Annotated in this window: 11 protein-coding genes, 1 tRNA gene, 1 pseudogene and 1 riboswitch; of the genes and pseudogenes, 3 read left to right on the top strand and 10 right to left on the bottom strand. The window is 40.4% G+C overall.

The annotated features are described in order from the left end of the window. Window positions 1-60: 60 nt before the first annotated feature. A tRNA-Asn gene (locus RG959_RS21440) sits at window positions 61-135 on the bottom strand. 483 nt (window positions 136-618) lie between these two features. Here RG959_RS21440 and RG959_RS21445 point away from each other — a divergent pair. Next, a complete protein-coding gene (locus RG959_RS21445; RefSeq protein ID WP_315691806.1) occupies window positions 619-888 on the top strand; it encodes a hypothetical protein in 270 nt (89 codons plus the stop codon). A gap of 305 nt (window positions 889-1,193) precedes the next feature. On the opposite strand, the gene RG959_RS21450 is transcribed toward RG959_RS21445, so the two are convergent. Further along, the gene (locus RG959_RS21450; protein ID WP_342798861.1) at window positions 1,194-2,453 is read right to left on the bottom strand and encodes a DUF5068 domain-containing protein; all 1,260 of its coding nucleotides are present in this window, start codon (window positions 2,451-2,453) and stop codon (window positions 1,194-1,196) included. A gap of 588 nt (window positions 2,454-3,041) precedes the next feature. Next, window positions 3,042-3,977, bottom strand: a pseudogene (locus RG959_RS21455) (carbon-nitrogen hydrolase family protein); the annotation flags it as partial. Between the two features lie 264 nt (window positions 3,978-4,241). Beyond that, a riboswitch (SAM riboswitch) is annotated at window positions 4,242-4,342 on the top strand. Between the two features lie 82 nt (window positions 4,343-4,424). Here RG959_RS21455 and RG959_RS21460 point away from each other — a divergent pair. Next, entirely contained in the window at window positions 4,425-5,552 is a 1,128-nt protein-coding gene (locus RG959_RS21460; protein ID WP_342798862.1) for a 5-methyltetrahydropteroyltriglutamate--homocysteine S-methyltransferase, read from the top strand. Window positions 5,553-5,714: 162 nt separating this feature from the next. Here RG959_RS21460 and RG959_RS21465 read toward each other — a convergent pair whose 3' ends face one another. From RG959_RS21465 to RG959_RS21495, 7 genes are all read right to left on the bottom strand, one after another. Then, entirely contained in the window at window positions 5,715-7,181 is a 1,467-nt protein-coding gene (locus tag RG959_RS21465) for a sodium:solute symporter family protein (RefSeq protein WP_342798863.1), read from the bottom strand. Beyond that, complete coding sequence (locus RG959_RS21470; protein ID WP_342798864.1) at window positions 7,178-7,378, bottom strand: DUF3311 domain-containing protein; 201 nt, start codon at window positions 7,376-7,378, stop codon at window positions 7,178-7,180. The genes RG959_RS21465 and RG959_RS21470 overlap by 4 nt, the downstream gene beginning before the upstream one ends. Before the next feature lie 214 nt (window positions 7,379-7,592). Then, window positions 7,593-8,342: a hypothetical protein gene (locus RG959_RS21475; protein ID WP_342798865.1), complete on the bottom strand. Its 750-nt coding sequence runs from the start codon at window positions 8,340-8,342 to the stop codon at window positions 7,593-7,595. Between the two features lie 633 nt (window positions 8,343-8,975). Continuing rightward, entirely contained in the window at window positions 8,976-9,851 is an 876-nt protein-coding gene (locus tag RG959_RS21480; RefSeq protein ID WP_342798866.1) for an SDR family oxidoreductase, read from the bottom strand. Between the two features lie 169 nt (window positions 9,852-10,020). After that, window positions 10,021-10,713: an FMN-dependent NADH-azoreductase gene (locus RG959_RS21485; protein ID WP_342798867.1), complete on the bottom strand. Its 693-nt coding sequence runs from the start codon at window positions 10,711-10,713 to the stop codon at window positions 10,021-10,023. A 66-nt stretch (window positions 10,714-10,779) separates the two neighbouring features. After that, the gene (locus RG959_RS21490) at window positions 10,780-11,844 is read right to left on the bottom strand and encodes an LLM class flavin-dependent oxidoreductase (protein ID WP_342798868.1); all 1,065 of its coding nucleotides are present in this window, start codon (window positions 11,842-11,844) and stop codon (window positions 10,780-10,782) included. A gap of 131 nt (window positions 11,845-11,975) precedes the next feature. Next, window positions 11,976-12,383 (bottom strand): DoxX family protein, encoded by a 408-nt coding sequence (locus RG959_RS21495; RefSeq protein ID WP_342798869.1) that lies wholly within the window; start codon window positions 12,381-12,383, stop codon window positions 11,976-11,978. A 191-nt stretch (window positions 12,384-12,574) separates the two neighbouring features. Here RG959_RS21495 and RG959_RS21500 point away from each other — a divergent pair, with 191 nt between their 5' ends. Beyond that, a complete protein-coding gene (locus RG959_RS21500; RefSeq protein ID WP_342798870.1) occupies window positions 12,575-12,883 on the top strand; it encodes a winged helix-turn-helix transcriptional regulator in 309 nt (102 codons plus the stop codon). Window positions 12,884-13,024: the final 141 nt, after the last annotated feature.

Consider the following 13,024-nt stretch of genomic DNA (forward strand, 5'->3'; position numbering starts at 1 on the left):
TTACCCGACCTACACCCTTAGCAGGGGCGCCTCTTCAGCCTCTTGAGTACTTCCCCAGATTGGCTCCGCAGGCAAGATTCGAACTTGCGACCGATCGGTTAACAGCCGATTGCTCTACCACTGAGCTACTGCGGAATAGTTTGTACTAACGACAGCTATAAAATAATATCATCTTAAAAATTTAAAATCAATACTTTTTCAAAAAAAATTCTTATTAACTTTCTTCTTTTACTGTTTTCTTTTCCAGCGAAGTGAAACATACCCCTTTAAGAAAACCGCTGTATAGAGTTTCGACTTCATTATGAAGAGTGATACTTATCAAAAGTAGAAAATATGTAATATGAATACGGCAGAAGGTTAATGGATTGAAAACCCATGAGAGAACCTTAAGAAAAAATTTTTTAGAGACGTATTATTGAGTCACCACTTGAATGGTGGTGCCTTACTCGTTTAGGCTTTGCTGCACGCTCACGTTGGGATTTTATATGACTTTTTCACCCCCTGCTTTTTCCTTCTTTAACAAATGTACCTGTTAAGGAAAAAAATGTATTCGCACAGGCAGCCTGTATAATTCATCATGGAATACACATCCTATCTCTGCTTAGGAGGTGAGATATCATGACTAATCAAAGAAATAATCAAAACCAACAAAATAACAAAGGTGTCGCAGAGAGCATTAAGAACACAGCAGGCTCTGCCTTTGAAACCGCGCATAATGCTTTAGAAGCAACAGAAAATGTTGCCATGAATGCGGTTGATGCTACGAAAAATGCTGCAACGAATGCGGTTGATGCTACGAAAAACGCTGCAACGAATGCAGTTGATGCTACGAAAAATGTGGCAAACAATTTAACAGGCAACAACAGAAACAATCGAGGCAATCAATAAGAAACAACGAAAAACGCCCTTTATCTGGCGTTTTTCGTTGTTGCATACATTAATGAAACATCAAGAATCAAATAACACTCATTTAGTATAAAAATACATATACTGCCTATTCATAACAGCATGCTTCACCTAACCGCCTCATTCGTTGAAGAACGATACCTTTTATTTAAATAGGAATTTCACCGGTTATCAAGTTTTTATAAATTCTTCCAACAAAGAATAAATTCATCATTAAACAGGACTGTCAACTTTTTAGACAGCCAAAAACCAATATCTGAATGGACACTGGTTTTTCAGTTTATGACTTATCTAGGCAAAGTAAAGACTGCGGTTCCGCCTTTAAACAACACTTTGCCATCTGTTCCATAAAACGGGCCAAACTCTAAATCAAACTTCTTAAAGATCTCGAATTCATCTTTATTAAATAAAAATACATGTAATTTTTCGCCTTGCTGTCCGGACGCAATCTCTTGCGGATCTTGTGGTTCAGCCATTCCTTCAGCAAAAGCTGTTCCCCTGTTTTCATCAATTCTTAATTTAGAGCCGATATTCCAAATACTCACCGGTGCATCCGATTGGTTATCAATTTTCAGTTTAACCGTTAAAGCAACAACCCCACTATCCCCAAAATTCCGAAAACGCCCAACATTGGCTGCTGTTGGGATCACTTCTGTATATTGCACCCCTTCAAGGGTTACTTTCACATCGTCAATTTGTTTTGTTTCATTGATTCCGGATTTTTCAAAGATCATTTTCTTGTCGGCCATGTTATCAGTAGTCAGGCGATCTTGATAAAATTTTGGCTGACTGGCTGTTTGCGCACCTTGTTCAGTACTATAAATGAAATCATAAGCCGGCGATTGCTGCGGGTTACTATTTTTAAATTGGTCGTTATCCGCAAGATCGCCTTCGATAATATATTTTGGTTTAACGGTTTTTAATTGTTCAAATTCAGCATTGGTTAAAGTAAAGGTCATTAAGCCCGTTACCTTTTCGCCAGCTTCGAATAAAGAAATCTCGTCTTTATTCTTTTTAATTTTGTTAATTTGCTGATCTTCCGGCACAAATGTTTTCCAGTCAGACGGTATGTAATCTAAATCATTACTTAGCTGAATTTTATGTATGTTATTATAATACATCGGTTTACTGGTTCCATTTTCAATCGTCACTTTAGTCGAAACTACATATCCATCAATTTGGTCATCAAATGGGATCGTAGAATCTTCATTCATATCGGTAACTTTTACAATTTGATATTCATCCACTGAAACCTTAAAACCGTTCATATCATGAATGAATTCAGGCTCTTTATTCGTATAAACCACTTCAACATTTCCTTCTGTTTCTACAGCGATATTTGGATTCAAGATCTCACTGGATTCAGAAGTCGATTTTTCTTCAGCCGGGCTTGTTTCTTCCTCAGCACTAACCGCTTTAGTTTCCTCTGTTTTTGACTTAGGGTCGTCTTTTATTCCTGGTTCAGACGCTTTTTCTTCATTTCCACATGCTGCAAGCAATAACAGGCCAGAAATGATTGTTCTTAACAAAACTTTTGATTTCCCCACGTTTTCACACACCTCTTTAAATTGATTTGTATTACTATACGATTATAACATACAGTTTTTCCCTGTAATCTTTTCTCATTTTTTATGAGTACCCTATATTTTCAATGGATACATACTAGTTCTCTTCAAAAGTAAGTAAAAGATAAAAAATAAAAGCTGCTTCCGATCTTTATATTTAGACGGACGCAGCTTTTTTTATCTATTCTTTTTGGATTTTCAATTCAAGAAAAGATTTTCCTTCTTTTTGGAAAATTTATTGAATCTTTTGAGCTGGTTAAACGTATAGAAAGTTGAATTCATCTTTGGAGGAGATACTTTGAGCACTACAACATGGCTTTTCATCGTTATTTTTCTTGTGGCGGGACTACTCATTATTGACGATATCCGTAAAGAAAAGAAATAACGGGATCGAAAACTTGTTCATCCGCCTTGGGCTTTTTTGTTTAACTGCTGTTTGATCCGATGCATATACACTTCGCCTGCAGTATGCGTCTGTTTCTTGTCTCGCAGGCTATTCCAAATCATTTTCATTTTGCAAAAGATACATCGTTCTACATAAGATTTTTTCTTACTTTTTAAAATGTATATTTTCTTTTTTTCTTCGTGAACGAGAAGTTGAAATACGTCAGGCCGTGAGTAATGGCCCACCACATCAAAATCAAATTGGCTGTAAGCAATATCGTGCAGGTCCAAATCCGCGATCAGTATGTCTTCTTTTCCAAATACAGGCTCTTTTATAAGTCTCCTAAAGGACCCACAATGGCGCTGCCGCCCGGGCACATCTCTTCTGGTGAATGCTCTAATTCCGCGTAGCCAGCCAGGTCTTTCGGATACATTTTTTTGTTTACGTACTGGTTGCAGGATAGCACAAAGCATCTGCCTTCTGCGGCAATGTGGCGAATCGTCGACTGCCAGAGTTCCCGAGAGTCCGCAGTAGGTGCAATGTAAATTTGCACACCTTTTGCATACATACATCGCAGCTCTCGCCAGCGGCATATAGTTTTCCCAGCAAATCAGCGCTCCTATTTTTCCATATGGTGTATCAAAAACAGGAAGTGTACTGCCGTCTCCTTCTCCCCATATTAAACGTTCAGAACCTGTTGGTTTCAACTTACGATGTTTGCCGAGCAGCGAGCCGTCCGGACCAAAAAACAAAATGGAGCAGCAAAGGGTTCCCCCACTGTACTCTGTGTCCCGCTCAATTAAGCCGATCACAAGATACACTCCCGCTTCCCGCGCTGCTTCCCCCAGCCGTTTTGTTGTTTCACTGGGAACAGGTACAGCGTTTTCCCAGTAGCGAAGCCAGTCTTTTCTTCCTTCCGGTGCACGGCTGCCGACAACCGCGCCAAAGCTCAGCCCTCTCGGATAAGCCGGAATAAAAGCTTCTGGAAATACAACCATATTGGCTCCTTTTTCTCCTGCTTCTTTTGTTAAGGCAATCGCTTTTTCTGCGCTTGCCTCTTTATCCATGATCACAGAAGCCGCTTGGACAACGGCTACTCGTACATTACGTTGATTTGTCATGAGACTTTGTCTTCTCTCTGTTTAAAGAATAGTTTGTATTTTTCCATATTATTTATAGTAAGATAAAAGAATTGTTTTGTATCCATCCCATTTGACCGTTCATTTCTGATCCAATTTGTCCTTCTATCGCTTCCTTCATTTAAATAATTGGAAACCTTTTCATTTTTTTCGTTTAAAATCATTTTTTTAAACTTTCATTGACAAGGTGCCCGAACAAGTGTAACTTAGTTTTTAGTTATATAATTAGTTACATATTTTTGAATATTCTTATCTCGAGAGGTGGAGGGACTGGCCCTAGGAAACCTCGGCAGCGGACTATTAAAGTACTGTGCCAATTCCAGTAGCGATTTGCTTGAAGATAAGAAGAGAACCCGTTATGACGATTACCCTCTTCTTATTTTTAAGAAGAGGGTTTTTTAATTTTGAAAGAAAGAAGGAAATAAAGTTATGACAAACACATTAGTAAAAGCTCCATTTAAAGCGGATCACGTAGGGAGCTTTTTAAGAACAGCACCTCTTAAAGAAGCCAGAACAGCTTATACGAACGGGGAAATCGATAGAGCTGCCTTAAAAGCGGTAGAGGATCAAGAAATCGAAAAGCTTGTCCAAAAACAAATTGAGACAGGCCTTAAATCGATTACCGACGGTGAATTTAGACGCGCGTGGTGGCATTTAGACTTTTTATCAGGCCTAGAAGGCGTAGAAGAGTTTGAAACGGAATACATCAGTCAGTTTAAAGGGGCTAAAACAAAAAACAAGGCCATTAAAGTAGTAGGTAAAGTAGCGTTTAATGATCATTATATGCTCGAACACTTCACGTTTTTAAGAGAAGCGGTTGAAAAATATGGGGACGGAAGCCAGGTTGCTAAATTCTCCATCCCAAGCCCTAACATGTTGTTTACTAGAATCCAAGAGGATGAGTATTACAACGGGAACAACGAGCAGTTTTATCATGATACAGTCGCTGCTTACCAAAAAGCGATTCAAGCTTTTTACGATGCGGGCTGCCGTTATCTGCAACTAGATGACACTTCATGGATTGATTTTGTTTCCGAAGAGCGCATCAATGCCGTTGTTGAAAAGCTTGGCATGGACGTACAAGATATTATTAATACGAGAGTAAGCTGCTTAAATGATGCTATTGCTAAGAAACCAGAGGATATGCTGATCACGATGCATATTTGCCGCGGAAACTTCAGATCTACGTATATTACAAGCGGCGGCTATGATACTATTTCAGATGCAATCTTTGCGAACTTAAACGTAGATGGGCTTTTCCTTGAGTATGATGATAACCGCTCAGGTGATTTTGAACCATTGAAAAACTTTACGCGTAGTGACCAAACGGTCGTACTAGGGTTAGTTACATCTAAATTCCCTGAATTAGAAAATCCAGAAAACATTAAAGAAAGAATTCAAGAAGCAAGCCAGTTCATTCCTTTAGAAAACTTATCATTAAGTCCTCAATGCGGCTTTGCAAGTACAGAAGAAGGAAACGAATTAACAGAAGAAGAGCAATGGAATAAAATCCGTCACGTTGTTCAAATTGCAGAAGATGTCTGGGGAAATAATTAAAAAGTAATTGAAACGAAAAGACCTCTCCTCAGCTGCAGGAGAGGTTTTTCCCCGCTTAATCTTTGATTTTTAGTATCAAAGATTAAGAACATACGAAAGGGCCGTTCCTTCATTTGTGGAACGGCCCTTTCATCGATTTAAAGTATTTTCTTTTTTACTGATTTAATTTGTCTCGGCTGTGTCATATTGCCCTTTTCGAGTAACAAAGCTGACAATCATCATTACTATAACGTTAACCGCCAGAGCAATAATACCAATATTAATATCTTTTAATGATTGCGGTAAAAAGGGAAACAAGGCCGCAATCGTCGTTTGACTAAGGGTAATATAAGCGACTGTCGCAAGTCCAGAGATTATACCAGCTGCTGCCCCATACTTTGTAACAACATTTTTCTTCATTAAACTAAAGTAAAGTGACGGAGCCAGCTGTGTCATTAAGCTGTAACCCATCAAAATAATATTGGATAAAGTCGTTCCGCCATTCAAAGTAAAGTAAACCGCTGTAAGAGACACTGCAGGAACAAGAAGCTTGGCCAGCTTTCCGATTGTTTCATCCGTTGCCGAAGGTACGAAGACTCTATAGACGTTTTTGGACAATAAAGTGGCCGTACTCATGACAAGCAGTGAACCAGGTACCAGCGCTGTTAATAATCCCGCTCCCCCTATGATCCCAATAACCCACGGGTCAAACGTTTCAATGGAAAGACGCAGTAAAGCAAGATCCACTTCTTCCCCTTCTAATCCCGGCACCTTTAAAATCGCTGCTGTTCCGACAAAAAATACAAACAATAACATTAGCGTATACAACGGGCTGATCATCGCATTCTTGCGAAATACTTTTTCGTTTTTTGCGGTATAAGTCGAGCTAAACACTTGCGGCCACATATAAAAACCTAAGACAAGCAGCAGCACCGTAGAAATAAGCCAGGAAACGCTAAGGCCCTGCTCAGGGAACTTTAGTAATTCAGGTTTCGCTGCATAAACGGCCTCGAACATCGGCTGATATCCGCCATAATAATGAAGAGGCAAATAAATCCCAAGGAAGCCTATGATGCCTATCATCATAATATCTTTAATGATCGCCGTCCAAGCTGATCCATGTACACCCGATACCATAACGTATATAGTAAGGCTTATAGCCCCCAGCCAAACAGCTGTATTCATAGAAATCGCTCCGTATGATGCCTGCGACACGATAATGCCCATTCCTTTCAGCTGAACAACGATTACAGGGATCATTCCGATTACACCAACCAGCGCAACCAGAACCCCTAAATATGGACTTTTATACTTGCTTACAAAGAAGTCAGACTGTGACATCAACTGATATTCTTTTGCATATTTCCATATAACAGGCAGCAGCCAATACGATAAAACATACGACAGGGTGATATACATCAGAACGTACAAAGCGGGCGCCCCTTTACCGTAAGCCCAGCCGCTGCCGCCCAGGAAGGAAAACGTCGTATAAATTTCTCCAGCCATCAAAAGAAAGACGAGCATGGCCCCAAATCCTCTTCCGCCGACTGTCCACTGTTCTAAATTCATCTCTTTTCCTTTAGTAGATCGAATCCCTAAAAAAACGGACAAAAGTAAAAATCCTAAAATAATTAAAAGAGCCGTATTCATTTTCCGTCCCCCTCTTTGTTTCGAGGGTCCAATTTATACATGACGCCTAGAATAAGAGAAGTAAGAAGTGTCCACATAACTACCCAAAACATCACAAACGGCATCGAAAAAACAAAAGGCTCTACCTTGTTCACGAAAGGAAGAAAGCCCAGCATACCTATAAAAGGTATAATTGAAAGAATGTACATAACTTTCATTGTGACATCACCATCCAGCTATCGGTTAGTAAACATGCGATCAAGGAATTCCTTTCAAGCAGTTTAAAACGCAATTTAAATTACAGTTCAATTATTGCTTTATACGGCTCAATAATCTAGGTTTTTTTGTTTTTTTCATTCATTTGTTAATCGTTTATTCATATGTATTGGTTCTCTCGCTGACGGACAAACCCTATTTTTGATTTACAGCCTCTTAAAAATGATAACTCTCCTGCTCCCATACACCATTGTTTACAAAGCCGCCTGTCAGCTTTTTTATCTCTCCTTCATCGCTGCATTCAATCGTATATTTTTGTTCTTCATACAAATGGATAGAAGGCATGACGTTAAATATAGAAACGTGACTAAGCATCCCTTTTTCATAGCTATACTCCTCACTATATAGCTCCGCATGTTGGGACAGGAATAAACTTCGTTCATAGCGGGTAATCTTCCCACTGTCATATATACATTTGGAAAATACTTCAAAATCTCCTGTATGATGAAAGCAGACGGAATAGACAACATCTCCTTCGTAAAGAAGGAATTCCTCATTAAATTGGCCCGTTGAGCCGGTAAATTCGGCTGTCTTTCTCACCCTGAGCAGCCTGCCCTCTCGATCAAAACCATACTCATATGTAAATTTACCGGGCTGAGGTTTTCTTTTATAAAGCCTGCCCCGCTTTGCATTACCAACAACTAAATCATATACCGGGCTCGGACAATAATACCCCCGATGAATGCTTTCTCCTCCTTTTGCATACTCAAACCGGATGATATCTTTTACGGCGGTATCTTGCAGGCAGGAGTGTTTATCTTTAAATTTATTTTTAACATGTTGCAGCTCGTCTATCATTTTCTTAAACGAATCCATTTTCTCCGTATCTATTTCCACATTCACGCTGTTTCTTTCCTCGACAATCAGCTGATTAAAGTCACTCAGCAGTTTTTCAAAAGGATCCATTTGCTGCTCCTTCTGCCTTTAAATTGGCCATTTTATTTGCACAGAAACCTTATATTCATATTGAAATTTACTTAGACATTCTTATTAGTACCAACATTATGACTAATATTAATATTAACACCTATATTAAGAGAAAGATCCGCCGCGCAGAAAAGCAATATAAGATGGACTTTTTTAGCCTATCCAACCAAGTAAGGTAAGCAGGATACCCAAATAAAATAAAGCTGTAAAGCCTACAAATGGATCCATCAGATGCTCTAACAGCGCCAGCCATTTTTCTTTTGTTGAGTTCGCTTGTCTCCCATTCATAAAAAGGAAAAGCAATGACATTAAACTGCACGCAACGCCTAAAATAATATATCATTCCCACTCTTATCCCTTTCTGATAGTATAACTTGGATATAAAAGCTATTCTCCAGTCAGGAACGAGGAGAGCATGGACTCTATATCAAAAAATAGCTTCCTATCTTTAAGATGCTCTTTGTATTAAAAATGAGGAAAACTTTTCGTAAACTTTTATGCTATCTTCATCTGTTTATGGTATAACGGTAACCTGAATGCTAACCGGGTAGAAGCTGCCTATCTAAAAGAAACGGCCTCTCTAGTATGCAGAGAGGCCGTTGTCGATAAATATTATTCGTTTGTTTGAGAAATTTCCATGATGATTTGCGGCAGCGCTTCGCTGACTGGCGTCGATGGACGGCCGAGCAGCTTGTCAAAATCGTCGCTATCAGCTTCCAATGCACCTTCACGAATCCCCCGCTGGATTTCCACAAGAAATGGCAGAAAATCGTCTGGTACGCCTGCTTCTTTCATGATATCTGCATAAGCGGTATCATCGACTTGCTGAACTGGTATTTCTTTACCAAGTATGGTGCCAATATCGGATACTAGCTCTTCCTGGGTCATAGGCTTACCGGAAAGTTCATAAATGGTATTGGCGTGTCCGTCCTCGATCAGTACAGCAGCGGCTGCCTCCGCATAGTCCTGCTGCGGTGCCCAGCCTACTTTGCCGGAACCGGCTGAAGTGACCCAGGGTGCACCCGCGACCGCTCCTTGAATGCTTTGAATTTCGTTTTCCAAGTACCAGTTGTTTCGCAAGAAAGAGTACGGAATGCCCGTTTTTAAGATCGCTTCTTCTGCAGCGCGGTGCGGCGGTGCTAAAAACAGGTTACTTTCACTCGCATTCGTTAAGCTCGTATACGCAATAAATCCAACCTGTGCGTCTTGAGCTGCTTTTACTGCGTTTGTATGCTGGCGGATTCTTGTTTCATTATCGCCATCTGCAGAGATAATGAGCAGCCGGTCGATTCCTTGAAAAGCAGAAGTTAATGTTTCAGGAGAATCAAAGTCCCCCTGCCGGACTTCTACTCCCTGATTCTTCAATGCTTCTGCTTTTTCCGGATTGCGGACACTTACAGCCAATTGGCTGGCTGGAACAGTTTTCAATAATGTTTCTACGACCTTCGTTCCTAATTTCCCTGTTGCACCTGTCACTAATATTTTCACGGTTTATTCCTCCAAATCTGTTTTAATTTTATCTTTCTTGCTATATTTCCCCGGTAAGATACTAAATAATCAAGCTGTCCGGTTTAATATAATTTGTGAGGATTGAACCAAGATTTTTTTAAGAGACATGAACAAATGATTCATTCACGTTTACGCCCGTCTCCTGTCATTAAAATTTCACCGCTGCTTTTGCGGTTTTTTCCAAGCCCTCTGCAATGATCGCCTGTGAACGGTCCGTATACTGGTTATGCCCCTCTATGATGATTGTTTCAGGGTTGGTAATTCCCCAGAATGCAAGCAGATTGGTTACATAGTTCACCGCCATTTCCATGGAAGCCATTTGTTCAGAAGAGTAATCGGAGCCGCGTGCATTTAAGATGACCACTTTTTTATCGCCAGCTAATCCGACTGGGCCCTGTTCGGTATATTTAAAAGTTTTCCCCGCCTGGGAAAGGTATGAAATATAGGTTACGAGCGGAGCTGGAATTGTAAAGTTCCATAACGGAAAAGCAAATACGACTTTTTCGGCCGCTAGAAACTGGTTTAAATATTGTTCTACTAGATCTGCCGCTTTTGCTTCTTCCGGTGTCAGCTCTAAGCCCTGGCTGCGCTTGTATCCAGCTGTAATCGCCGTGTTTCCGAAGTACGGGAGGTCAAGGTTGAACAGATCAAGTTCGGCTATATCAGCGTTTGGATTCGCTTCTTTAAACGTCGTTAAAAAGGTATCATACATTTGTGAGCTGACAGCTTGTTCTGCTGGACGATCATTTGCTTTGACAAATAACACTTTCGCCGTTTTTGGCACTGCTGCTGTATTCGTATCTTGTTCTTTACTTCCAAATAATTTATCTAAAAATCCCATTCCTATCACCTTTACTTTCTTTAAAATATGATTCAGCCGAATCCTGCAGTCGAGATCCGGATTTATTTATTTGCTTGTTTCTTTTTTAACAATTGGCATTACCTGCGTGGCTAACAGCTCGATTCCTTCAGCCACCTTTTGGAACGGCAAGCCGCCTATATCAATTTGTGCCAGAAAACGCTGATGTCCAAAAAGCTCATGCTGACGAAGAATTTTCTCTATGATTTGCTGCGGGCTTCCTACAAACAGAGCAGTATCCGGCGCTGTCATTTGTTCGAAATCTTCTCTCGATACGCTGCCTCCCATACCCCGCTGACGATTCACATAAGACCAATAATTTGCATAGTAAGGGTAAAACTCTTCTTTGGCTTGCTGTTTCGTCTTTGAGATATAGCCGTGGCCGGTTACACCAATTTTAAGCTTTTCCGGCGCATGGCCTGCTTTAGCACCCGCTTTGCGGTATACATCCGCCAACGGCTTAAACCGTTCCGGGTCACCACCAAGGATGGCCATAGCCATGCCAACGCCGAACCTGCCAGCCCGCTCTGCACTTTCGAGCGTGCCTCCAACGCCTACCCATATAGGCAGCTCCTTCTGCAAAGGACGAGGAGCAATTTCTGCATTGGTTAAAGCTGGACGAAAGCGTCCCTGCCAGGAAACTCTTTCTTGTTCGTTAAGCTTTAAAAACAGCTCCATATGTTCAGAAAACAGCGCATCATTGTCATCGATTTGAAAGCCGAAAAGCGGAAACGATTCGATGAAAGCGCCCCGTCCGGCGATCATTTCTGCCCGTCCGTCAGAAACCAAATCCAATGTAGCAAAGTCCTCGAACAAACGAACAGGATCCACTGTACTTAATACCGTTGTGGCACTTGTTAATTTAATGCGTTTTGTGGTTTGCGCAATCGCTGCTAGAACAACGGGAATAGAAGAAGTTGCATAGTCTAACCGATGATGTTCGCCAACTCCAAACAGATCAAGGCCCGCTTCATCCGCAAGCTTGGCGGCTTCGATGATTTCTTTTATTCTTTGATGCGCACGAATGGTTTGGCCTGTATAAGGATCCGAGCATAAATCACCAAGCGTATAGAGGCCAATTTCTATTCCGGTATTTTTCAACTTTTCCTGCATAACCGCGCTTCCCTCCAATTAAAACCGTTACGATATAAAAAAAGCGAAATCAAGCTCTGATTCTTCATTTAATGAGTAATCAAATTCGATTGCTTAAAAGGTTCTGTAGTTCTTTTCTTCAACTTTCTTTATTACGCTTCTTTAGAACGAAAAAGAACGTGATCCAAAGCGAATAAAGATTTTTTAGCCAACGAAAGATAAATCGCGATTACGATGAGCGCTAAATCAAGCTCGTAGCCAGCCATTTGTCCGTTTCCAAGAAACCCAGCAGCCAGTTTTACTTTCACAGTGGCCACAGTCAGAATGACTGCAAATAAAATCGCTACTACCCGGGTCCCCAATCCCAGTACCATTGCAAGGCCGCCAACTAATTCAATGACAGCTACAACGTATGCAGTGAATGGAGGAAGGCCGAGGCTTTCAAAAAATCCAGCCGTGTTCTCAATGCCTCCTTGAAATTTTGCTAATCCATGCACAAAAAACGTGATCCCCAAAAATACTCTTAAAATAAATGCCCCTATTTCATTGCTTCTTTCCATGCTTTTACACTCCTTTTAAAATGATGTTGTTCCTAATCAAAACCACTGCAGTTTTAAATACGTTTCATTAGTAACTTACTTTATGTAAGTAATTATATTTACGTAATGTAATTCCGTCAAGTAAGTAATCGATAAAAAATAATTTAATTATTTTTGAATCCAGTTATAATATAAATAAGGAGTGATAAAAAATGGATAAATCAATTTGTCCACGATTTGAAAAAGCCATGGGATTACTGAGCCAGAGATGGACAGGCATGATCATTTACCAATTGCTGTCCGGTCCACAGCGTTTTTGCAGCATTGAATCTTCTGTCGGAGTCAGTGGCAGAGTACTTTCGGAAAGATTAAAGGATTTGGAAAGCGAAGGAATTGTAAAACGAGATGTTTATCCGGAAACCCCTGTTCGAATCGAATATTCACTGACTGAAAAAGGATTAGGATTAGAACCTTTGATGAGAGATATTGAGAAGTGGTCACAGACCTGGCTGGAAGCATAAAGATTTCGCGCATTATGTTTGCTTTTAGAAGCCACAATGGCGGTTGCCACAATAATTTTCCATATTTATATGCCTTCCAAGACTGCTGACAACAAAAAAGCTGATCCCCTGCCGAGATCAGCTTTTTCTTTTTAAAACGAA

It is taken from the genome of Domibacillus sp. 8LH (assembly GCF_038806185.1).
Lineage (GTDB): Bacteria > Bacillota > Bacilli > Bacillales > Domibacillaceae > Domibacillus > Domibacillus indicus_A.

What these genes read in the sequence shown, in the direction of transcription:
- RG959_RS21500 (WP_342798870.1), top strand. Translation starts at nt 12,575, where the DNA reads ATGGATAAATCAATTTGTCCACGATTTGAAAAAGCCATGGGATTACTG.
- RG959_RS21490 (WP_342798868.1), bottom strand. Translation starts at nt 11,844, where the DNA reads ATGCAGGAAAAGTTGAAAAATACCGGAATAGAAATTGGCCTCTATACG.
- RG959_RS21445 (WP_315691806.1), top strand. Translation starts at nt 619, where the DNA reads ATGACTAATCAAAGAAATAATCAAAACCAACAAAATAACAAAGGTGTC.
- RG959_RS21470 (WP_342798864.1), bottom strand. Translation starts at nt 7,378, where the DNA reads ATGAAAGTTATGTACATTCTTTCAATTATACCTTTTATAGGTATGCTG.
- RG959_RS21465 (WP_342798863.1), bottom strand. Translation starts at nt 7,181, where the DNA reads ATGAATACGGCTCTTTTAATTATTTTAGGATTTTTACTTTTGTCCGTT.
- RG959_RS21475 (WP_342798865.1), bottom strand. Translation starts at nt 8,342, where the DNA reads ATGGATCCTTTTGAAAAACTGCTGAGTGACTTTAATCAGCTGATTGTC.
- RG959_RS21460 (WP_342798862.1), top strand. Translation starts at nt 4,425, where the DNA reads ATGACAAACACATTAGTAAAAGCTCCATTTAAAGCGGATCACGTAGGG.
- RG959_RS21485 (WP_342798867.1), bottom strand. Translation starts at nt 10,713, where the DNA reads ATGGGATTTTTAGATAAATTATTTGGAAGTAAAGAACAAGATACGAAT.
- RG959_RS21495 (WP_342798869.1), bottom strand. Translation starts at nt 12,383, where the DNA reads ATGGAAAGAAGCAATGAAATAGGGGCATTTATTTTAAGAGTATTTTTG.